The 20,698-nt window shown below is 65.0% G+C and carries 19 protein-coding genes; 14 read left to right on the plus strand and 5 right to left on the minus strand.

Annotation, left to right across the window (positions count from 1 at the left end):
* Nucleotides 1–31: 31 nt before the first annotated feature.
* Nucleotides 32–529 (minus strand): GNAT family N-acetyltransferase, encoded by a 498-nt coding sequence (locus ASE70_RS02315; protein WP_056501023.1) that lies wholly within the window; start codon nt 527–529, stop codon nt 32–34.
* Between the two features lie 139 nt (nt 530–668).
* Between ASE70_RS02315 and ASE70_RS02320 the strand changes: the two genes are divergently transcribed.
* Nucleotides 669–1,040, plus strand: a complete 372-nt coding sequence (locus tag ASE70_RS02320; RefSeq protein ID WP_056501025.1) for a dihydroneopterin aldolase — start codon at nt 669–671, stop codon at nt 1,038–1,040.
* Nucleotides 1,037–1,780: an SDR family oxidoreductase gene (locus tag ASE70_RS02325; protein ID WP_056501028.1), complete on the plus strand. Its 744-nt coding sequence runs from the start codon at nt 1,037–1,039 to the stop codon at nt 1,778–1,780. Before ASE70_RS02320 ends, ASE70_RS02325 begins: the two co-directional genes overlap by 4 nt.
* A 4-nt stretch (nt 1,781–1,784) precedes the next feature.
* Here ASE70_RS02325 and ASE70_RS02330 read toward each other — a convergent pair whose 3' ends face one another.
* Nucleotides 1,785–2,642, minus strand: coding sequence for a hypothetical protein (locus ASE70_RS02330; RefSeq protein ID WP_235519525.1), 858 nt, complete (start codon nt 2,640–2,642; stop codon nt 1,785–1,787).
* Between the two features lie 222 nt (nt 2,643–2,864).
* On the opposite strand from ASE70_RS02330, the gene ASE70_RS02335 reads away from it, so the two are divergent.
* The 5 genes from ASE70_RS02335 (at nt 2,865) to ASE70_RS02355 (ending at nt 5,934) form a co-directional block, all read left to right on the plus strand.
* Entirely contained in the window at nt 2,865–3,557 is a 693-nt protein-coding gene (locus ASE70_RS02335; RefSeq protein ID WP_056501031.1) for an energy transducer TonB, read from the plus strand.
* 85 nt (nt 3,558–3,642) lie between these two features.
* Nucleotides 3,643–4,437, plus strand: coding sequence for a MotA/TolQ/ExbB proton channel family protein (locus ASE70_RS02340; protein ID WP_056501034.1), 795 nt, complete (start codon nt 3,643–3,645; stop codon nt 4,435–4,437).
* Nucleotides 4,438–4,510: 73 nt separating this feature from the next.
* Nucleotides 4,511–4,996: an ExbD/TolR family protein gene (locus tag ASE70_RS02345; RefSeq protein WP_056501038.1), complete on the plus strand. Its 486-nt coding sequence runs from the start codon at nt 4,511–4,513 to the stop codon at nt 4,994–4,996.
* A 12-nt stretch (nt 4,997–5,008) separates the two neighbouring features.
* Nucleotides 5,009–5,437: an ExbD/TolR family protein gene (locus ASE70_RS02350; protein ID WP_056501041.1), complete on the plus strand. Its 429-nt coding sequence runs from the start codon at nt 5,009–5,011 to the stop codon at nt 5,435–5,437.
* A gap of 125 nt (nt 5,438–5,562) precedes the next feature.
* Nucleotides 5,563–5,934 (plus strand): hypothetical protein, encoded by a 372-nt coding sequence (locus tag ASE70_RS02355; protein WP_056501044.1) that lies wholly within the window; start codon nt 5,563–5,565, stop codon nt 5,932–5,934.
* Nucleotides 5,935–6,368: 434 nt separating this feature from the next.
* On the opposite strand, the gene ASE70_RS02360 is transcribed toward ASE70_RS02355, so the two are convergent.
* Nucleotides 6,369–8,663 carry a glycoside hydrolase family 3 N-terminal domain-containing protein gene (locus tag ASE70_RS02360; protein WP_082438996.1) on the minus strand — a complete coding sequence of 765 codons (2,295 nt, stop codon included), beginning with the start codon at nt 8,661–8,663 and terminating at the stop codon, nt 6,369–6,371.
* A 272-nt stretch (nt 8,664–8,935) separates the two neighbouring features.
* Between ASE70_RS02360 and ASE70_RS02365 the strand changes: the two genes are divergently transcribed.
* The 6 genes from ASE70_RS02365 to ASE70_RS02390 all read left to right on the plus strand — a co-directional run bounded on the left by ASE70_RS02365 (nt 8,936) and on the right by ASE70_RS02390 (nt 16,256).
* On the plus strand, nt 8,936–10,015 hold the full coding sequence (locus ASE70_RS02365) for a LacI family DNA-binding transcriptional regulator (RefSeq protein WP_056501049.1): 1,080 nt from the start codon (nt 8,936–8,938) through the stop codon (nt 10,013–10,015).
* Nucleotides 10,016–10,140: 125 nt separating this feature from the next.
* Nucleotides 10,141–11,550 (plus strand): sugar porter family MFS transporter, encoded by a 1,410-nt coding sequence (locus tag ASE70_RS02370; RefSeq protein WP_056501052.1) that lies wholly within the window; start codon nt 10,141–10,143, stop codon nt 11,548–11,550.
* A gap of 68 nt (nt 11,551–11,618) precedes the next feature.
* The gene (locus ASE70_RS02375; RefSeq protein WP_056501158.1) at nt 11,619–13,397 is read left to right on the plus strand and encodes an IlvD/Edd family dehydratase; all 1,779 of its coding nucleotides are present in this window, start codon (nt 11,619–11,621) and stop codon (nt 13,395–13,397) included.
* Nucleotides 13,398–13,407: 10 nt separating this feature from the next.
* Complete coding sequence (locus ASE70_RS02380; protein WP_056501054.1) at nt 13,408–14,547, plus strand: fumarylacetoacetate hydrolase family protein; 1,140 nt, start codon at nt 13,408–13,410, stop codon at nt 14,545–14,547.
* A 22-nt stretch (nt 14,548–14,569) separates the two neighbouring features.
* Nucleotides 14,570–15,364 carry an SDR family NAD(P)-dependent oxidoreductase gene (locus ASE70_RS02385; RefSeq protein ID WP_056400466.1) on the plus strand — a complete coding sequence of 265 codons (795 nt, stop codon included), beginning with the start codon at nt 14,570–14,572 and terminating at the stop codon, nt 15,362–15,364.
* 1 nt (nt 15,365) lies between these two features.
* Nucleotides 15,366–16,256, plus strand: coding sequence for an SMP-30/gluconolactonase/LRE family protein (locus ASE70_RS02390; RefSeq protein WP_056400831.1), 891 nt, complete (start codon nt 15,366–15,368; stop codon nt 16,254–16,256).
* 5 nt (nt 16,257–16,261) lie between these two features.
* On the opposite strand, the gene ASE70_RS02395 is transcribed toward ASE70_RS02390, so the two are convergent.
* Both ASE70_RS02395 and ASE70_RS02400 read right to left on the minus strand, forming a co-directional pair.
* A complete protein-coding gene (locus ASE70_RS02395; RefSeq protein WP_056501057.1) occupies nt 16,262–16,633 on the minus strand; it encodes a MerC domain-containing protein in 372 nt (123 codons plus the stop codon).
* A 41-nt stretch (nt 16,634–16,674) separates the two neighbouring features.
* Nucleotides 16,675–17,697 carry a LacI family DNA-binding transcriptional regulator gene (locus tag ASE70_RS02400; protein ID WP_056501061.1) on the minus strand — a complete coding sequence of 341 codons (1,023 nt, stop codon included), beginning with the start codon at nt 17,695–17,697 and terminating at the stop codon, nt 16,675–16,677.
* 201 nt (nt 17,698–17,898) lie between these two features.
* Between ASE70_RS02400 and ASE70_RS02405 the strand changes: the two genes are divergently transcribed.
* The gene (locus tag ASE70_RS02405) at nt 17,899–20,667 is read left to right on the plus strand and encodes a TonB-dependent receptor (protein WP_082450551.1); all 2,769 of its coding nucleotides are present in this window, start codon (nt 17,899–17,901) and stop codon (nt 20,665–20,667) included.
* Nucleotides 20,668–20,698 lie beyond the last annotated feature (31 nt).

The raw sequence follows: 20,698 nt of genomic DNA on the forward strand, positions 1-20,698 counted from the left end.
TAGCTTGGACCGCGCGCCCACCACAAGGGGTTCACGCCGCCATTACGATCCGCGGACCCACCATGCCGCCATGGTCGGGCACGGTTCCACGCGCCAGCAACCGCCGCTGCTCGTATGGACCCGGCATCCGCCACCCGCCGGTCCGCTGCGCACCAAAGCCGAACCGGCCATAATATTCGGGGTCGCCGATCAGCATCAGCGGCGCATCGCCGCCCGCCGCCGCGATCGCCTCGGCCATCAGCCGGTGCCCGATCCCGGTCCCCTGCCGGTCGGGCGCGACCGCGACCGGGCCGACCATCACCATCGGCACCGCCCGCCCGTCATCGGTGTCGAGCTGCACCGGCCAGCACTGGATGCACCCGGTCAGCCGCCCGTCCTCGACCCACGCGAAGCTGAGCGCTCCGATCGGTTGCAGCCCCGCGCGCACCTGATACGCCGTTCGCCGATGCCGATCGATCCCGAACGCCGCGTCGAGCAGCGCTTCGACATCGGTCAGGGACACGGCGGCAAGGGGGCGCAAGTCGGGCAATACGGGTCCAATCGAAACGGAATGCGCGCCTGTACCGCCGCGACGGACAGGCACAAGGGCCAAGATTCGCCGGTGCCCGCTTCCGCTGCCGGCACCTTCTGCTATCGCGCCGATATTCCCATATGATGACAGGTGCAGAGTGCGCGATTCGCTCCAGTTGGAAGTCCATGATGTCGAAGTGAATGTCCTGACCGGCATTTACTCTGAGGAAACGCACCTGCCGCAACCGTTGCAGATTTCGATGACGGTCGACCTCGACTGTCCCGAACGCTTCACGCCGGACACGCCGCTATCGGCTTCCAAAAGCTATATGGACCTCAAGCACGCGGCGACCGACGCGTTGCCGCCGGGGGTGCATTTCACCCTGATCGAGGGGGTGGCCGACCATATTGTCGACACCCTCTTCCTGTCCGATCCGCGCGTGCAGCGCGTGAAGATCCGCATCGTCAAGCTGGCCATTGCCGAGGCCGGCGAATCGATCGGCGTCACGATGGTCCGGCACCGGCGGTGACCCGCCCGCTGGCGCTGGTCACCGGCAGCTATCGCCGGCTGGGTGGCCGGATCGCCGTCCGACTGGCGCGGGCGGGATACGACGTCGCGCTCCACGCCAGTCGCGCGGGCGAACCCGATCGCTTGATTATCGAGGGTCTGGAGGATGCTCGCCACGCCACCTTCGCCGCCGACCTCGCCGATCCGGCGGCGGTCGTCGCGCTCATTCCGGCGGTTGCGGATCGCTTCGGGCGGCGGGTCGATCTGCTCGTCAACAACGCGTCGTGCTTCCGCGCCGACGATGACAGCTATCCCGCTCCCGAATCGCTGAACGCGCACTTCGCGGTCAACGCCGCCGCGCCGTTCGCGCTCGCCACGGCATTGGCGGGGCAGGGCGGATCGGCGGTCGTCAACATTCTCGACCAGCGGATCGCGCATCCGCATCGCGACCAGCTTGCCTATACCCTGTCAAAACAGGCACTTGCCGAGGCGACCCGGACCCTCTCCCTCGCGTTGGCACCGTCGGTCCGCGTCAATGGCGTCGCGCCGGGGCTGACCATCGCGACCGACGATTACGATCCCGACCAGTTGCAGCGACTGGCGGCGATGATGCCGCTCGAACGCCTGCCGACCGCCGATCAGGTCGCCGATGCCGTGATCTTCCTGGCCGGCGCTACCGCATCGACCGGTCAGGTGCTGTTCGTCGACGGCGGGGCGGGGCTGGTTCGGTTCGAACGCGACTTCATCCACCTCGGTCGCTGATCGCTCAGCCGCGGCGACCGTCGTTGCAGGGGCCTAACTGCTCGCGCACGAACGCATAATCCTCGCGGGCGATCGTCGCATTGTCGTCTTCCTGTGCCTGCAGGCTTCCCTCGGGCAGGGCGTCCGGCAATCCACATGCCAGCCGGTACCATGCCAGCGTGTCGCGCTGCGGCGCGCCGCCCGCCTCGTCGATGATATCGCCCAGCGACAATGCCCATCGCTTCGCCTCGCCCGGCCGGCGCAGGACCAGCAGCGATACCGGATTGCCATCGCCGGTCTTCAGGAAGATCTGCGTTTCGCCCTCGCCGGGCAACGTTCCGGGAACGTGAAACGCATTGCCGACCCCGGTCACCGCCGGCGGCGCGTCGGGCGCAAGCACGTCGCGAACGACACCGCGTACCCGCTGGTCGAGTGCGGGGCTCCACGCAAATTGCGCATCGGGCGTCAGCAATTGTATCTGATCGGGACGTCCCGCCACGGCACGGGCGAACGCGATGACCCGCTGGCGCTTCAGATTGGGCGCTCGGCCGCGCGGATCGAACGGAACGTCGACCAGATAGCCGACGCGCGCCGGCAACGGTCCGTTCGCGCGGATCAGCGCGCCGACATCGACGGTGACGTAGAACCGGACATGCCCCGGTGCCAGTCCGGCCGCTTCGGCCGGTGGGATGCGCGCGGCGGAGCGAATCGTCGCATCCAGCACGATATCACCGTCGAGCGACAGGCTGACCAGTTGCGCGTAGGATGGCCCGGATGATTCGGTAACGATAACATCCGGCGTGCCATTCTGACGCGCGACGACCGGGCCACACCCGATCAGAAACAGGGACATGCCGGTCGCGGCTAGGAAAATGCGCTTCATCCTGCCGGTCATAATCGCCGGAAATGCTGGGTTACAGACTTATTTCGGTAATGGCGCGATTGTACGATTGTTTCGTCCGACAAAGCGTTTGCGTCGTTTAAAAGGCCGCGATAGACAATCGCGTCCGGAATGCCGCGTAGCCCCGGACACGACGGTCGTTGCGCGCCGGTTTCGCCGGACGGACCGACCCAATGTACCGGGCTAGAGGAGTTTGGTTGCTGAATGGCTTACGCTGATCAAAAAGCAGGTAATGGCCGGATCGTCGCGCTGATCATCGTGGGGTTGCTCCACGTTCTGATCGGGTATGCGTTCATTTCCGGTCTTGCCTATAAATATGTGAAGAAGGTGACTGAGGATACCGAGACGTTCGACGTCGAGGAACCGCCACCCCCGCCCGAGGAAATTCCTCCTCCCCCGCCGCCACCTGACCAGCCGCAGCCGCAGTCGCCGCCGCCGGTCGTGACGCCGCCGCCGATCGTCCAGACCCAGGCTCCGCCGCCGGTCGTGATGCAGTCGGTGACGACGCCGCCGCCGTCCTATGCGCCGATTCCGACTGCCGGCCCGCCTGCGCCGCCGGTTCCTGCCGCGCCGCCTGCACCGCCGGCACCGGTCATCAGCAAGGCTGCTGGTGCCAAGGGCGATCCGTCACAGTGGATTACGCAGGAAGATTATCCCGCGTCGGCGCTGAACAGCGGTGACGAAGGCGTCACGGCGATCTCGTGGGACATCAACGCCCAGGGGCGCGTCGAAAACTGCCGCGTGACCTCGTCGAGCGGTTCGGCCGCGCTGGATCGGGCCGCGTGCTCGGCCCTGCAACGCCGCGCCCGTTACTCGCCGGCACTCGATCAGTCGGGTAATGCGATCCGTTCGAGTTCGTCGCGTCGCGTTCGCTGGCAGCTGCCGGCCGATCGGTAAGACCGGGTGCCTCGCGGCGAAAACGACGCGGGGCAATACCGGGGCATATTCTTCAAGAACATATCAGCTCTAAGGAAACTATTCGATGCTCACTCCGATTCTTGCTGCCGGCGCACCCGCCGGGGCTCCGAACTTCGGCTTCTACGAAGCACTGCAGCAGGGCGGCGCGATCGCGATCAGCACGCTGGTCATCCTCGTCATCATGTCGGTCGGTTCGTTCTACATTCTCTTCACCAAGCTGTTCGAACAGCAGAAGATCATGAACCAGGCGAAGCGCGTTCAGGCGTCGTTCTGGCAGTCGAATTCGCTGCGTGAAGGCGCCGCGAAGCTCGACAAGAACTCAGCCTATCGCCAGATCGTCGACGACGGCCTCTCCGCGCAGGAACAGCATGGCAAGCTGACCGATCCGGTCGAGGCACATGACTGGCTGCACGGTTCGCTCGCCCGTTCGGAAGCGTCGATCAACTCGAAGCTGAACAGCGGCCTGCCGTTCCTCGCCACCGTCGGCGCGACCTCGCCGTTCGTCGGTCTGTTCGGTACCGTCGTCGGCATCTACCGCGCGCTGGTGAAGATCGGTGCCGCCGGTCAGGCCGCCATCGGCGACGTCGCCGGTCCGGTCGGTGAAGCGCTCATCATGACCGCCATCGGTCTGGTCGTCGCGGTTCCTGCCGTGCTCGCCTACAACTGGCTGCAGAGCCGCAACAAGTCGATCCAGAAGGATCTGTCGTCCTTCTCGAACGACGTGCTGGGCTTCCTCGCGTCGAACGGTGCGGTTCGTCCGGCCATTGCCGCTCGCGGCCCGGCGCCTGTCGCCAAGCCGGCAGTCGGCAGCACCACCGCCGGCCAGGCCGGTGGCGTGCCGACCGCACCGCGCGTCTGATTGGACGCTGACACCGGCGGGGTCGTGACCGATCCCGCCGGTTCGATTGAGTAAAAGTGGATAGGATAGCCTCATGGCGATGAGTGTTGGCGGCGGCGGCGAAGAAGCCCCCCTCTCGGACATCAATACCACGCCGCTCGTGGACGTCATGCTCGTGCTGCTGATCATCTTCCTGATCGCGGTTCCGGTCGTGGTGCAGCAGGTGAGCGGTTTGAAGGTCCCGAAGGTCGTGTTCGAACCGACGACGACGAAGCCCGAAAACGTTTCGCTTTCGGTACAGGGCCTCGGCAACGAATGTGCGGTGTACTGGGGCCTGACCCGGGTCAACGCCGACGAGCTGCGCACCCGCGCGGTCAAGAAGCTGGAAGACGAAATCGCCCGTCAGGGCGGGATCGGCAATCCGAAGCTGGAACTGCCCGAAGTGCACATCCGTGGCGACGTGAACACCCCGTATCGCTGCATCGGCGGTACGATCTACACGATGCAGTCGGCGGGCTTCACCAAGGTCGGGTTCATTTCGGAGCCGGACCCCAATACCACGCCGCGTGCGCGTCAATAGGAGTAGCCTGACATGGCAATGAGCAGTGGCGGTCGCTCAGACGACGAACCCATGATGGACATGAACACCACGCCGTTGATCGACGTGCTGCTCGTGCTCCTGATCATGTTCATCATCACCATCCCGATCCAGAGCCACGCGGTGAAGGTCGATCTGCCGCAGCCGGACAATCGGCCGCAGCAGAATATCGACCCGGTCAAGAACAAGATCGCGATCAATGCGCAGGGCCAGACCTTCTGGAACGGCACGCCGGTCGATGAAGTCACGCTGACGCAGTTTCTCGATCAGACGGTGGCGATGACCCCGCAGCCCGAACTCCATTTCCAGCCGGACGCGACGGCGCGGTACGAAGTGGTCGACGGGGTGCTCGCGATCATCAAGCGGGCGAACGTGACGAAGCTAGGCTTCGTCGGTAACGAACAGTACCGCGCCGACTTCTGATCGCGCGCGCCACTGTCTCGCAAAGGGGCGGCTTCGGCCGCCCCTTTTTTCGTGCCCGGCTTGCGGAGCCGTCGTAAAAGTGAAACATTGATGTCATCACGATGTAACAAACAGGAGATGATGTCATGCGAATCGGAACGCTCGTACTGCTTGCCCCGGCGCTGGCGGCTATGGGTTTCGCCGCCAGCGCGAACGCCCAGGATGCGCAATACGCGCACGCGGCAATAGAGGCCGGCAAACTACCACAGGCCGAACGCGCCCTCGAACGCGACACCCGCGCCGGCAGCCGTGAACCTCAGGTTTTGCTGAACTTGGCGGCGGTGTACGCCATGACGGATCGTCCTGACGCAGCCCGCGCGTTATATGCTCGCGTGCTGGCCGGCGAGGACGCGTCCTTGCTGATGCAGTCGGATCAGGTGGCGCGCGCGCATGACGTAGCCCGCCGCGGACTTCGAATGCTCGACCGTTCCGGTACGCAGCAACTCACCGCCCGGTGACCCGTAAGGCTACTTTCTAGGGCGTATGACGCTTGGTCGACGTAGTTTGCGTCGACGGGCTATGCTGAACAAAAAGCGCCGCCGGCTGACGCCGACGGCGTTTTCTTATTCTACCCAAAGCCTGTAGCGCTCACGCGGTAGCGCAGCGAGCACAGCTTGAGCATAGGGCTGACGCGAAGCCTTCGAGGGGTGACCAGAGCGGTTCCAAACGGCTCTCAAGGTTGTGTTCCCGAGCCATTCACAACCGGCGCTCAAGCGTGGCGAAAGATATTTCGATCGAATTTCGCTCGGAGTTAGAGGGTTTCGGCATGCAAGCCTCGACCTGAGCGGCGTCTACGCTGCGGTACTGCACACATTATCGGGTCACCACGTCACCGTTACTCGCGTCACCCGAAAAATTCCCGGGATAACGCAGGCAACGGCGCAGGCGGTGCTCAGCGAACCGTAAGGGTCGTCGTCTTCAGTGCCGTCGAGCTGTTGCCGGCGCTGATGGTGAACGTGCCCGGCTCGACGACGCGGTGCATCGCGACATTCCAGAAGGCGAAGTCCGACGGCTTCAGATCGAACGTCACCGTCCGCTTTTCGCCCGGCTGCAACGTCACGCGCTGAAAGTGCTTCAGTTCGAGCACCGGGCGGGTAACGGTCGCTTCGTCGTCGCGGACGTAGAGCTGGACGACCTCGTCCCCGGCGCGGCGGCCGGTGTTGGCGACGTCGACCGACACGCGTACCGTGTCGTCGCGGCCGATCGTCGCCTTGGCGAGGCGCGGCGCACCGACGTCGAAGCTGGTATAGGACAGGCCATAGCCGAACGGGTAGAGCGGGGCGGTGGTGTCGAACAGATACCCGCGCCGCGCGGTCGGCTTGTGGTTGTAGAAGATCGGCAACTGCCCTTCGCTGCGCGGGACCGACACCGGCAGCTTGCCGCCCGGATTGGCGCGACCGAGCACGACATCGGCGACGGCGTTGCCGGTTTCCTGACCCAGATACCAGCCCTCGACGATCGCGGGGGCATTCGCCTCCAGATAGGTCGCGGCGAGCGGGCCGCCGTTCAGCAGCACGACCACCACCGGCTTGCCGGTCGCGAACAGACGGCGGGCCAGTTCGTTCTGTTCGCCGATCAGGTCTAGATTCTGCCGGTCGCCGAGATGCGCGTCGGCCCATGCCTCACGACTCAATTGTTCGTTCTGGCCCAGTACCAGCAGGATGGTGTCGGCTTGCGCCGCCTTGCGCACCGCTTCCTCGATCAGGGGGGCATTCTCGGCCGCCGGGACGAGGTCGACCTTGTCGGCAGCCCATTGACGGCTGCGGGTCAGACGAACGCCCTCGGCGTAATCGACCGAGAAGCGGCCCTGTGCGGCTTGCTGCATGCCCTCCAGCACGCTGACGACGTGTTTCGGCACGTCCGAATAGCCGCCGATCGGGGTGTCGCGGGCATGGGTGCCGACGACCAGCATCCTGCCGACCTTGGCCGGGTCGAGCGGCAGCAGGTTGTTCCGGTTCTTCAGCAGGACCATCGATCGGACGGCGGCTTCTCGGGCCAGCGCGATCGCGTCGGGCGTCGCGGTCTTGGCCTCGGCGGTGCGGGCATCGGCATAGGGGTTTTCGAACAGGCCCATCTGGAACTTCATGGTCAGGATGCGGCGAACGGCATTGTCGACCTGTTCCTGTGGGACCTGCCCCGACTTGACCATCTGCGCGAGCGTCGACCAGCCCTCGGCATCGGGCAACTCCATGTCGACGCCCGCATCCAGTGCGCGGCGACCGGCGGCGGCCATGTCGCTGCCGTAAAGATGGTGGCGGGTATTCAGCTCCTTGATCGCGAAATAATCGCTGACCACCGACCCCTTATACCCCCATTCGCGGCGCAGCACGTCGTCCAGCAGCCATTTGTTGGCGTGGCTGGGGATGCCGTCGATCTCGTTATACGACGCCATCACCGCCTGCACCGGCAGCTCCTTGACCGCACGTTCGAACGGCGGGAAAAAATTCTCGCGCAGCGTCCGTTCGGAGATGTTGGCGGGGCCGACATTGGTCCCGTTTTCTGGCTGACCATGGCCGGTCATGTGCTTCAACGTGACCATGACCTTCGTCGGCGCGAGCGGCAGGGTCGTGCCCTGAAACCCGCGGATCGCGGCAAGGCCCATTTCGCCGACCAGAACCGGGTCCTCGCCATAGGTTTCCTCGATCCGGCCCCAACGCGGGTCGCGGGCGACGTCGACGACGGGCGCAAGCGCGAGGTTAGCACCGCGGGCACGCATTTCGCGGGCGGCGACGCCGAACACGCGCTCGACCAGCGCCGGGTCCCACGACGATGCCAGCGCGATCGACTGTGGAAAGCTGGTCGCCCCGCGCGCGACATAGCCGTGCAATGCTTCCTCATGCATGATCATCGGGATGCCGAGCCGGGTGTTCTCGACCGCCCAGCGTTGCGCGGCGTTGATATAGTCGGCGGTCTCCTGTGCGGTGCGGTTGACCGCGTCGGCGGCGACGCCGGCCGCATTGTTGCTGGCGGTCACGCCGCGCTTGTCGGAGGGGCGGGTAATCTGGCCGAGGCCGTTGGGAAAAACACGCGATGCCTTGGCCGCCGAGAAATTGCCCTTCGCGTCCTGGATATCACCCTTTTTTTCCCAAACGCCGATCATCTGGGCGACCTTTTCCTCCAGCGTCATGCGGCGCAGCAGGTCCTCGGCGCGGGCAGCGACCGGTTGCGACGCATCCTTGTACAGCATCCGCTCGGCCGATGGAGGACGGTTGGGGCGGGTCTGCGCGACGAGGGTACCGGTCGCGGCGGTCGCCAGCAGACAGGCAAGCGCAAGGCGTACGGGCTTGGCGCGAAGGGTCACAATCTCTCTCCCAGGGCATTCGGCATCCGGTAAAACCGCCGCCGCTATTTGGTAGCGCTATCAGCTATCTTGCGTTGAGAAATTCGTCAACCGATCGTCCCAATTGCATTCGTTCGTTCGGCACCATAAGCTTTGCACCAAGGGAGCCGTTTTTACCCATGGAAAAGCCAAGTCGTCGTAGCGGTGGCAGCGTGACCGTGCAGGATGTCGCGCGGTCGGCGGGCGTATCGGCGATGACGGTTTCACGCGTGGTGAATGGCGGCGTGAATGTTCGTCCGTCGACGCGCGAAACGGTGTTGGCTGCGATCGAGCAGTTGAACTACTGGCCGAACAGCGCCGCGCGTAGTCTCGCCGCGGGCGAGGCAGCGCAGATCGGATTGCTCTATGCCAACCCGTCGCTCGCCTATCTGTCCAATTTTCTGATCGGGGCGCTGGAGGGCGCGCGCAAGGTCGGCTGTCACCTGGTCCTCGAACCCTGTGACGGCGACAGCGCCGAAGCACAGGCCGAGGGCGCGCGGCGCTTCGCGTCGACGGCGGTGCAGGGGGTCATCCTGCCGCCGCCCTTGTCGGATTCGGTGCCGGTGCGCGACGAACTCGATGCGGCGGGTACGCCGTCGGTCGCGGTCGCCGTCGGCGTGGCGCAATCGGGGCGGTCGTCGGTGCGGATCGACGACTGTGCGGCGGCACAGGCGATGACTCAGCATCTGATCGACCTCGGTCATCGCCGCATCGGTTTCGTGCGCGGCGATCCCAACAACGGATCGAGCGCCGAGCGGTGGCGGGGATTCGCCGCCGCGATCGAGTCGGCGGGACTCGATCTGGCCGACATGCCGGTCGAGCAGGGGTATTTCACCTTCCGGTCGGGGATCGACGCCGGTGAGCGGCTGATCGATCGCACCGACCGGCCGACCGCCATCTTTGCCTGTAACGACGACATGGCCGCGGCAGCGATCAGCGTCGCCCATCGGCGCGGGCTGCATGTTCCCGACGATCTGAGCATTGTCGGGTTCGACGATACGTCGCTGGCGACGACGACATGGCCCGAAATAACGACGATTCGCCAGCCGATCGCGGCGATGGCGGAGGCGGCGGTCGAGATGCTGTTGGGGCAACTGCGCGATCGTCGCATGGGACAGGCCGCCGTTGTTGGTGAGGACCGCGTGCTCGACCATGAATTGATCGTACGCGAGTCGTCGGGGCCGGTGCCGTCAGTGGCCGGGCGTCCGGGAACGATGTAGCTGCTTCCGCTGGCGTAAAAGGCACGGGGCCTTTGTCGCGGACGCTTGCATTTGTCTTAATTATTCGCCACCGTTACCGCTAACACGCCGTTTCGAACGGCGGCGAAAAAATGGAGTGGATGGGGATGGTAGAGGCGACGGGGGAGCGCGTGAACATCGCGCTCGTCATCGCGATCGTTGCAGTGGCGACGATCGGGGGGCTGTTGTTCGGATATGACAGCGGTGCGGTGAACGGCACGCAGGAGGGGTTGAAGACTGCGTTCAACTTGACCGAAAACGGTCTTGGCCTGACCGTCGGATCGTTGCTGGTCGGTTGTTTCGTCGGTGCGTTCCTTGCCGGCAAGCTGGCCGACACCATGGGCCGGCGCAAGGTGATGATGCTGGCCGCGATCCTGTTCCTGGTCGGCGCGATCATCCAGGGTTTCAGCCATCTCCAGATCATCTTCATCGTCGCCCGTTTCATGGGCGGCATGGCGGTGGGTGCGGCATCGGTGCTGTCCCCGGCCTATATCTCCGAAGTCGCACCCGCCAATATCCGCGGGCGGATGACCACCATCCAGCAGATCATGATCATCACCGGCCTGACCGCCGCGTTCGTCGTGAACTATTATCTGGCCGGTGCCGCCGGTTCGTCGACCGCCATGTGGTGGGGCGGATACGAGGCATGGCGCTGGATGTACTGGATGCAGGCTATTCCTGCCGCCGTGTTCCTCGTCGCACTGACCTTCATCCCCGAAAGCCCGCGCTTTCTGGTGCAGAAGGGCCGGTTGGACGAAGCGCGCATCGTGTTGACCCGCCTGTTCGGTCCGGCCGCCGCGCAGCACAAGCTGGGTGAAATCGCCGCGAGTTTCGACAAGGACCATCGTCCGCGCCTGTCCGATATCAAGGACCCGGCACGCGGCGGCATCCGTCCGATCGTGTGGGCCGGACTGTTGCTGGCGGTGTTCCAGCAGCTCGTCGGCATCAACGTGATCTTCTATTACGGCGCGACGCTGTGGCAGCTTGCGGGCTTTACCGAGGATCAGTCGCTGCAGATCAACATCGTGTCGGGTCTCGTCTCGATCGCGGCATGTTTCGTCACCGTCGGGCTGGTCGACAAGATCGGCCGCAAGCCGCTGCTGCTGATCGGATCGGCGGGCATGGCGGTCACGCTGTTCGCGCTCGTCTACTGCTTCCACAATGGTACGCTGGACGCGGCGGGCAAGCTGCAATTGTCGGCAGGCCTCGGAACCACCGCGCTGATCGCCGCCAATCTGTACGTCGTCTTCTTCAACGTCAGCTGGGGCCCGATCATGTGGGTCATGCTGGGTGAGATGTTCCCGAACCAGATCCGTGGGTCGGCGCTGGCGGTATGCGGGTTCGCGCAGTGGTTCGCGAACTTCGTCATCACCTGGACCTTCCCGGTGATGGCGGCCGGGCTGGGCCTCACCATCACCTACGGCTTCTACGCTACCTTCGCCGCGATCAGTTTCTTCCTCGTCCTGCGCTTCATCCAGGAAACGAACGGCAAGGAACTGGAAGAAATGCGGGGCTGAGCCCGGCCTTTTCCCGACCGTAACTCGCCCCTTCCGTATTCGTGCAGAAGGGGCATCAGGAAGAACCGATGACCCGCACTCCCGTCCGTCCGTTCCGATCGCGCGAATGGTTCGCCGCACCCGGCCGGCTCGACATGGCCGCGCTCTATCTCGAGCGGTTCATGAACTATGGCATCACGCCGAAGGAATTGACCGGCGGCCGGCCGATCATCGGCATCGCCCAGTCGGGGTCGGACCTAACGCCGTGCAACCGCATTCACCTCGAAACCGTCAAGCGGGTGAAGGCGGGGATCGAGGCGGCCGGCGGCATTCCGATGGAATTTCCGACGCATCCGATTTTCGAGAATTGCCGCCGCCCGACCGCGGCGATCGACCGCAACCTCGCCTATCTCGGGCTGGTCGAGGTGCTGAACGGTTATCCGATCGACGCGGTGGTGCTCACCACCGGGTGCGACAAGACCACGCCTTCGGCAATCATGGCGGCGTCCACGGTCGATATTCCGGCGATCGTGCTGTCGGGCGGGCCGATGCTCGACGGGTGGCACGACGGCGATCTGGTCGGGTCGGGGACCGTCATCTGGCGGTCGCGCCGCAAGCTGGCGGCGGGTGAGATCACCGAGGAAGAGTTTCTGGAGGCCGCCACCGCGTCGGCACCGTCGGCGGGCCATTGCAACACCATGGGCACCGCATCGACGATGAACGCCATTGCCGAAGGGCTGGGCATGTCGCTGCCCGGCTGTGCGGCGATCCCGGCACCGTATCGAGAACGCGGGCAGATCGCCTATGAAACCGGCCGCCGTATCGTCGAGATGGCCTATGACGACCTGCGCCCCTCCAAAATTCTGACGCGCCAGTCGTTCCTGAACGCGATCGCGCTCATCACCGCGATCGGCGGATCGTCGAACGCGCACCCGCATTTGCATGCGATGGCGCGCCATGCCGATATCGAGCTGAAGCCGTCCGACTGGATGGACTATGGCTATGACCTGCCGCTGCTGGTCGATGTGCAGCCGGCCGGACGCTTCCTCGGCGAACGCTTCCACCGCGCAGGGGGCGTGCCGGCGGTGCTGTCCGAACTGATCGCGGTCGGCAAGGTCGACGGCGATGTCGCGACGGTTACCGGCAGGACGCTGGGCGAGAATGTCGCGAACCGCTTCGCCACCGATCGCGAGGTGATCCGACCCTATGATCAGCCGCTGAAGGAGCAGGCCGGCTTCCTCGTGCTGTCGGGCAATCTGTTCGACGTGGCGATCATGAAGACCAGCGTCATCAGCCCCGATTTTCGCGCGCGCTATCTGTCGCAACCGGGCAACGAAGGCTGTTTCGAGGGGCGGGCGATCGTGTTCGACGGGTCGGACGATTACCACCACCGCATCGACGATCCCGTGCTCGATATCGACGAGCACTGCATCCTCGTCATCCGCGGCGCGGGCGTGATCGGCTGGCCGGGGTCGGCCGAGGTTACCAACATGCAACCGCCCGCCGCACTCCTGCAACGCGGTATCCAGAGCCTGCCGACCATCGGCGACGGGCGGCAATCGGGGACGTCGGACAGCCCGTCGATCTTGAACGCCTCACCCGAAAGCGCGGTCGGCGGCGGCCTTGCGTGGCTGCGTACCGGCGATACCATCCGCATCGACCTGAACCATGGTCGTTGTAACATGCTGGTGGCCGACGAAGAGATCGCGCGGCGCAAGGGCGAGGGCATCCCCCCGGTTCCGGCCAGCCAGACGCCATGGGAAGAAATCTACCGCGAGAAGGTCGGCCAGCTTGGTGACGGCGGCGTGCTCGACCTTGCCTTGAAATATCGCCGGACGTCGGAAACGACGCCGCGCCACAATCACTGAGGAAACGGACATGAAGAACGAACATGCCGCGCGGATGCTGCCGGTGGATCATGATCGGGCGCTGCTGGTCGGGCGGATGGAGCTGGCCGATGGCCCGACGCCGGTCGTCGTGAAGGGCGGTAAGGTCATCGACGTGTCGGCCCATGCCGCGACGGTCGCCGACCTGTTGGAACGCAGCGATATCGCGTCGCTGGACGGTCCGGTGGTGTGCGACACGGCGGCGCTGGCCGATCCGGCGGGCGAGCATCCGCCGATCCTGTCGCCGATCGACCTGCAATGCGTGAAGGCGGCGGGCGTGACCTTTGCCGTCTCGGCGCTCGAACGGGTGATCGAGGAACGCGCGCGCGGCGACGCCGATGCGGCGCAGGGCATTCGCGGCGATCTGGAAACGCGTATCGGCGGCGGCATTCGTTCGGTGAAGCCGGGTTCTTCCGAAGCCGCCGAACTGAAGGCCGCGCTGATCGACGCTGGCATGTGGTCGCAATATCTCGAGGTCGCGATCGGTCCCGATGCCGAGGTGTTCACCAAGGCTCCTGTGCTGTCGACGATCGGCTGGGGCGGGGATGTCGGCATCCGTTCGGATTCGTCGTGGAACAACCCCGAGCCGGAAATCGTCGTCGTCGCCACCAGTGATGGCACGATCGTCGGCGCGACGCTCGGCAACGACGTCAACCTGCGTGATTTCGAAGGGCGCTCGGCGCTGCTGCTCGGCAAGGCGAAGGACAATAACGCCTCGACTGGGATCGGGCCGTTCATCCGTCTGTTCGACGGTGACTTCACGATGGACACGGTGCGCGACGCGGTGGTCGACCTGCGCATCGACGGTCCCGAAGGCTATGTCCTGACCGGCACCAGCACGATGCGCGAGATCAGCCGCGACCCCGAGGATCTGGTGCGACAGGCCTTGTCCGAACATCAATATCCCGACGGTTTCGTCCTGTACCTCGGCACGTTGTTCGCGCCGGTGCAGGATCGTGACGAACCGGGCCGCGGCTTCACCCACAAGCCGGGCGACGTCGTGCGCATCTCGACGCCGTCGCTGGGCGAACTGGCGAACACCGTCACCACCTCCAAGGCCGCCGACCCATGGGCGTTCGGCATCCGCGACCTGATGCGCAACCTTGCGCGCCGCGGCCTGATCGCCGCCTGATACCTCTTTGCTGGAAACTCCCATGTCGCCTGACGATTTCGCTTACCCGATCGCGCCCGAAGCCCGCGCCTCGTTTCCCTCGCTTGGCAACAAGCGCGTGCTTATCACCGGCGGCGGGTCGGGGATCGGTGCGGGCGTGGTCGAAGGGTTCGTGCGGCAGGGCGCGCATGTCACCTTCTTCGACATTGCCGAAGGCGATTCGCTGAAGCTGATCGAGGAACTGGCGGGCGTCGGCCCGACTCCGAAGTTCAAGCGGGTCGACCTGACCGATCTCGCCGCGCTCAAAACGGCGATCGCCGATGCGATTGCCGAGGGCGGCGAATTCGACGTGCTGGTGAACAACGCTGCCAGCGACGATCGCCACACGATCGAGCAGGTCGACGAAGCCTATTGGGACAACCGGATGGGCGTGAACCTGCGCCACCTGTTCTTCGCCGCACAGGCGGTGATCCCGGGCATGAAGGCCAGGGGCAAGGGCGTGATCGTCAACATGGGGTCGATCAGCTGGCATCTCGCGCTGGAGGAACTGACGCTCTACCAGACTGCCAAGGCCGCGATCGAGGGGCTGACCCGCAGCTTCGCGCGCGAACTGGGCGGCGATGGCATTCGTTCGGTCTGCGTCATTCCGGGCAATGTCCGCACCCCGCGCCAGCTGAAATGGTACACCCCCGAGGGCGAGGCCGAGATCGTGAAGGCGCAGTGCCTGAACGGGCGGCTGGTCGCGGGCGATATCGCGGCGATGATCCTGTTCCTTGCCTCCGACGATGCACGGCTGGTAACCGGGCACAGCTTCTTCGTGGATGCAGGGTGGCGGTAAGATGACGAAGGTACAGAAATCCGAACCGGTCAGCGTATGGGATCTGTCGGCCCCGTTGCTGGAAGGGCCGAACTGGGTCGACCGCGACCATGCGCTGTGGTTCGTCTGTATCAAGACGCCGCGCATCCACCGCTATGATCCGGCCAGCGGCGAGCGGCGTAGCTGGGCGGCACCGGGCCAGTGCGGTTTCGTGCTGCCCTCCGCCGATGGCAAGTTCATCGCCGGGCTGCAAAGCGGATTGCACCGCTTCGATCCGACGACCGGCGCATTCGCGCTGCTGGTCGATCCGGAACCCAATCTGCCGGGCAACCGGCTGAACGACGCGACGGTCGCGCCGAACGGTCAACTGTGGTTCGGGACGATGGACGATGGCGAGCGCGCCGCGACCGGTGCGATCTACCGCCTTGCCGCCGACGGGACCGCCATCGCGTCCAGCCCGCAGGTCGCGATCACCAACGGACCGGCGGTCAGCCCCGATGGCAGGACGCTGTATCACGTCGATACGCTGGGCGGGCATGTCTATGCCTGTACCGTCGCCGCAGACGGATCGCTGACCGACCGGCGACTGTTCGTGACGATCCCGAATGCCGAAGGGCATCCCGACGGGCCGGCGGTCGATGCCGAGGGTTGCGTGTGGATCAGCCTGTACGGCGGCTGGGGTATCCGCCGGTATTCGCCCAAAGGCGAGTTGCTGGAAACGATCCGGCTGCCGGTCGACGCGGTCACGAAGGTCGCGTTCGGGGGACCCGATCGCAAGACGGTCTTCGCCACGACGGCCAACAAACATCATGATGCCGATCAGGCGGCGGCGCAGCCGCTGGCGGGCAATCTGTTCCGCTTCGAGGTCGATGTGCCGGGCGTCGCCGGGCCGGAGATTACGGTCGGTATCTGATCCGGTCAGGCGGTGCGCAGCCGTCGCCAGTTGCCGATATGCGCCATGGCGAGCGCGAGGCTGCCGGCGACGGTCAGCCCGGTTTCCGCACCGGGCATGCTGCCGAACGCCAATCCGGCGGCAAGCCCGGCAAGTCCCACCCCGCCCAGTAGGAGCGGGACCACCGCGCCATGTGCCCGCCATCCGCCGACCAGTGCGAGTCCGCTGATCGGAATCGCGGTCAGCAGCAGCGCCAGATGCAGCCATTCCGACGACGGCAGGCCGATCGTCGCCAGCGCGGGCAACAGCGCGAACAGGATGGGCAGGCCGATGCAATGGATCAGGCAGAGCAGAGACGCACCGATCGCGGCGCTGTCGAGAAAGGTCGAACGTTGCATGCCGACGTAAATGTTACTTCATATCATGAACCGCAAGGGGCTCAGGTCGATTTTCGAACGACCAACTCGGGCGGCAACAGGGTGGGTGCCGTCGCCCGCCGGTCGATCTGCCGGATGAGCATATCGACCAGTAATTCGCCGGCGCGGGCATAATCCTGCCGGATGGTGGTCAGCGGTGGCTGGGCCAGCGACGCAGCGGGGATATCGTCGAAGCCGACCAGGGCGACATCGTCCGGAACGCTCCGCCCCGATTCCGCCAGCGCGCGGACCGCGCCCAGCGCGATCATGTCCGACGCGGCAAAGATCGCGTCGAACGCTATGCCCCGCCCGATCAGCCGGCTGGCAGCGTCATAGCCAGACGCTTCGCTCGACAAGGCGTCGACTTGCAACCCCGGATCGATGGGCAGTCCGGCGTCCTGCAACGTTGCGGCAAGGCCGCGAAAACGGTCACGCGATTCGGGATACCGGCTCGACGCATCGCCGAGGAACGCGATCCGCCGCCGTCCGCGCTCGATCAGATGGCGGCCCGCATCATGCCCGCCCGCGAAATTGTCGCAGCCGATGACGGTGCCGGGATGCGCCGGATCGGCCGATCCCCAGCGCACGAAATGCGTCCCCTGCGCCACCAACTGGTCGAGCCGTCGCGAATAATCGTCGAAATCGCCATAGCCGAGCAGGATCAGCCCGTCCGCCTTGCGGCTGTCCTCGTAATCGACGTGCCAGTCGGCCGACAAATGCTGGAACGAGGTGAGCAGGTCATAGCCGCGCGCGCCGCAGGTGTGCAGGATCGACCCCAGCATCGACAGGAAGAACGGGTTGATCCGCGATCCGTCGGGCGCGGGGTCTTCGAAGAACAGCAGCGCGAGCGTCGACGTACTGCCGCGCCGCAGCGCCGACGCGTTCTTGTCGACCTTGTAGTTCAGTTGCGCGGCGATCGCCTCGATCCGCAGCCGCGTCGCGGCGCTGACCGTCCGGTCGCCGCGCAAGGCACGGCTGACGGTCGGCTGCGATACGCCGGCCAGCGCCGCGATATCGAACGAGGTCGGCTTGTCGCCCGCCGCCATGACTGGTCCTTTGCGGCCGGTGGTCGGCCCGATCGATCGAGAGGAAGTACCGGTGTAGCGGGGACGACCCGCCACCGGCAAGCGTCGACTGAATACGTATGCTGTCCGCTTCTCAAGCGTCTCCGAAGGTTTCAATAGAAGGGTATGGACGAACCGGGCGAAAGAACCGGGGAATCGAATAACGTTGGGGAGGATTGGGATATGCGGTATTCATCGCAGGCGCTGACGTGCGCCCGGCTGGCGCGCGGCGCGAGTATCACGGCATTGATCGCGGCAGGCGTACTGGCCGGAACCGGCAGCGCGTTCGCACAGGCGACGACCGCAGCGGAGCCGACCGCGGTTCAAACCGACGGCACCGATCCGACCGAGCCCGCGGCGACCGCGGACGAGGATATCGTCGTCACCGGTTTCCGCGCCAGCCTCGAAAATGCCGTCGCGGAAAAGAAGAACCGCGATCAGGTCGTCGAATCGATCAGCGCCGAGGATATCGGCAAGCTGCCCGACGCATCGATCGCCGAATCGATCGCCCGCCTGCCGGGTCTGACGTCGCAGCGCGTGTCGGGTCGTTCGAACTCGATCTCGATCCGCGGCTTCGCACCCGATTTCTCGACGACGTTGCTTAACGGTCGCGAACAGACGTCGACCGGCGACAATCGCGCCGTCGAGTACGACCAGTATCCCGCCGAAATCATGAGCCAGGTCCTGGTCTACAAGACCGGTCAGGCGAACCTTGTCGGACAGGGCCTGTCGGGTACCGTCGACCTGCGCACCGTCCGTCCGCTCGAATATGGTCGTCAGGCGATCTCGATCGGGGCACGCGGCACCTATGCCGACCTCGGCAAGCTGAACGCCGGGTCGCGCGACAAGGGCTATCGGGTCAGCGGCACCTATGTCGACCAGTTCGCCGACGACACGATCGGCATCGCCCTGTCGGCCAACTATCTCGACGAACCGTACCAGATTCAGGAATTCAACGCCTGGGGCTATGCCGGTTTCAACGGGCAGGGCGTCATCGGTGGGTCGAAATCCTATGTCACGTCGACGCGTCTGAAGCGGCTCGGGCTGTCGGGCACGCTGCAATACAAGCCGGTCGACAATCTGACCGTTACCGTCGACGGCTTCTATTCGGACTTCAACGACGATCAGTTGAAGCGCGGTATCGAACTGCCGCTCGGATATGGGCAATCCTTCAACGATCCGACCCAGCCGCAGGGCGTCAAGCTGACCGGCACGACCGCCAATAGCGACGGCTTCGTCACCGCCGGCACGTTCGGCAATGTCGAGGGCGTCGTTCGCAACGACGCGTTCGAGCGCAAGGCGAAGCTGTACGCGTTCGGTTACAACATGGCATGGCGCGGCGACGATGGCTGGAACGCTACGCTTGATGCCAGCTATTCGCGCACCGATCGTGAGGAGATCATCCTCGAAAGCTATGCCGGCACCGGCTATGGCCAGAATGTCGGCGCAAAGGACACGATCGGCTTTACCAGCGGCAAGACCGGCACGCGGTTCAGCCCGACGCTGAACTATTCCGATCCGAACCTGATTCTGCTGACCGATCCGCTGGGGTGGGGCAATACGAACCTGCAGGCCGGCTATTTCAACGACCGCAAGGTGCAGGACCGGATCGCGCAATACCGGTTCGAGGTCGAGAAGGAGCTAGACGGCTTCTTCGGTGCGGTGAAGGCCGGGCTGAACTATACCGATCGCGACAAGTCGCTCGATCCGCGCGAAAGCCTGTTGGCGTTGAGCGGCGGCCTGCGCTCGCTGCGTATTCCCGACCAGTATATTCAGGAACCGACCAGCCTCAGCTATCTGGGTCTCGGACCGATGTTGAGCTACGATCCACGCGACCTGTTGGCAGGCGGCGTCTATCAGCTGAACGCCAACACCAGCCCGGACGTGCCGGCAAAGGCGTTTCGTATCGAAGAAGACCTGATGACGATGTACGTCCAGGCGGACATCGATCAGGAAATCGGCGGATCGGTCCTGACCGGCAACGTCGGGGTGCAGGCCGTGGCGACCGAGCAGAAGTCGTCGGGGCTGATCGCCGCCAATCAGGTGCTGTCGCCGACGACGCGCGGTGCGGATTACTGGGACCTGATGCCCAGCCTGAACCTGTCGCTGCGGATGCCGGGCGACTGGGTGATCCGTGCGGGTGCCGCTCGGCAGGTACAGCGGCCGCGGCTCGACGACATGCGCGTCGCCTTGGGCTTCGGCTACAATCCGCAGGAAGGGCTGATCACCGGCGGCGGCGGCAATCCGTCGCTGCGGCCGATCCGGTCGAACTCGTTCGATCTGACGCTGGAGAAATATTTCGGGCGTGCGGGCTACATCGCGGCACAGGGCTTCTACAAGGACCTGAAGTCGTACGTGTACAACCAGACGCTGCCGTTCGACTATTTCGCGTTCCCGACGCCGACCGGCACGCCCGCAGGCACTCCGACCCTCGGTCGCGTCGATCGGCCGATCAACGGTGAGGGCGGCAACATCTACGGCGTCGAACTGGCCGCCACGCTGCCGCTCAGCACGTTCGTATCGTTCCTCGACGGGTTCGGCGTGACGGGGGGCGGTTCGTGGACCAAGACCCAGATCAAACCCGATCCCAACTCGCCGCCGGAAAATATTCCCGGCTATTCGAAATGGGTGGTCAACGGCACCGCCTATTTCGAAAAATGGGGGTTCAGCGCGCGGGGGTCGGCACGGTACCGCTCGACCTTCGTCGGCGAACTGTCGGGCTTCGGCGGCAATCGCCAGCGTCGCCGTGCCTTGGACGAGACGATCATCGATGCGCAGGTCGGGTATGAATTCCCGAAGGGAACGACGCTCGAAGGGCTGTCGCTGTTCGTGCAGGGCCAGAATCTGACCGACGAACGCTTCGCGACCGTCGATCCGTCGTACGATCTCGCGGTGATCGATTATCAGAGCTATGGCCGGCGCTTCCTTGCCGGGGCATCGTTCCGGTTCTGATGTTACATGCCGCCCGTCCGCAACCGGACGG

Origin of the sequence: Sphingomonas sp. Leaf22, from assembly GCF_001421715.1 — a bacterium.
Classification (GTDB): Bacteria; Pseudomonadota; Alphaproteobacteria; order Sphingomonadales; family Sphingomonadaceae; genus Sphingomonas.

Coding starts and splice junctions, on each gene's coding strand:
- ASE70_RS02330 (WP_235519525.1), bottom strand. CDS start 2,642: ATGAAGCGCATTTTCCTAGCCGCGACCGGCATGTCCCTGTTTCTGATC.
- ASE70_RS02335 (WP_056501031.1), top strand. CDS start 2,865: ATGGCTTACGCTGATCAAAAAGCAGGTAATGGCCGGATCGTCGCGCTG.
- ASE70_RS02340 (WP_056501034.1), top strand. CDS start 3,643: ATGCTCACTCCGATTCTTGCTGCCGGCGCACCCGCCGGGGCTCCGAAC.
- ASE70_RS02345 (WP_056501038.1), top strand. CDS start 4,511: ATGGCGATGAGTGTTGGCGGCGGCGGCGAAGAAGCCCCCCTCTCGGAC.
- ASE70_RS02350 (WP_056501041.1), top strand. CDS start 5,009: ATGGCAATGAGCAGTGGCGGTCGCTCAGACGACGAACCCATGATGGAC.
- ASE70_RS02355 (WP_056501044.1), top strand. CDS start 5,563: ATGCGAATCGGAACGCTCGTACTGCTTGCCCCGGCGCTGGCGGCTATG.
- ASE70_RS02360 (WP_082438996.1), bottom strand. CDS start 8,663: ATGCTGTACAAGGATGCGTCGCAACCGGTCGCTGCCCGCGCCGAGGAC.
- ASE70_RS02365 (WP_056501049.1), top strand. CDS start 8,936: ATGGAAAAGCCAAGTCGTCGTAGCGGTGGCAGCGTGACCGTGCAGGAT.
- ASE70_RS02370 (WP_056501052.1), top strand. CDS start 10,141: ATGGTAGAGGCGACGGGGGAGCGCGTGAACATCGCGCTCGTCATCGCG.
- ASE70_RS02375 (WP_056501158.1), top strand. CDS start 11,619: ATGACCCGCACTCCCGTCCGTCCGTTCCGATCGCGCGAATGGTTCGCC.
- ASE70_RS02380 (WP_056501054.1), top strand. CDS start 13,408: ATGAAGAACGAACATGCCGCGCGGATGCTGCCGGTGGATCATGATCGG.
- ASE70_RS02385 (WP_056400466.1), top strand. CDS start 14,570: ATGTCGCCTGACGATTTCGCTTACCCGATCGCGCCCGAAGCCCGCGCC.
- ASE70_RS02390 (WP_056400831.1), top strand. CDS start 15,366: ATGACGAAGGTACAGAAATCCGAACCGGTCAGCGTATGGGATCTGTCG.
- ASE70_RS02395 (WP_056501057.1), bottom strand. CDS start 16,633: ATGCAACGTTCGACCTTTCTCGACAGCGCCGCGATCGGTGCGTCTCTG.
- ASE70_RS02400 (WP_056501061.1), bottom strand. CDS start 17,697: ATGGCGGCGGGCGACAAGCCGACCTCGTTCGATATCGCGGCGCTGGCC.
- ASE70_RS02405 (WP_082450551.1), top strand. CDS start 17,899: ATGCGGTATTCATCGCAGGCGCTGACGTGCGCCCGGCTGGCGCGCGGC.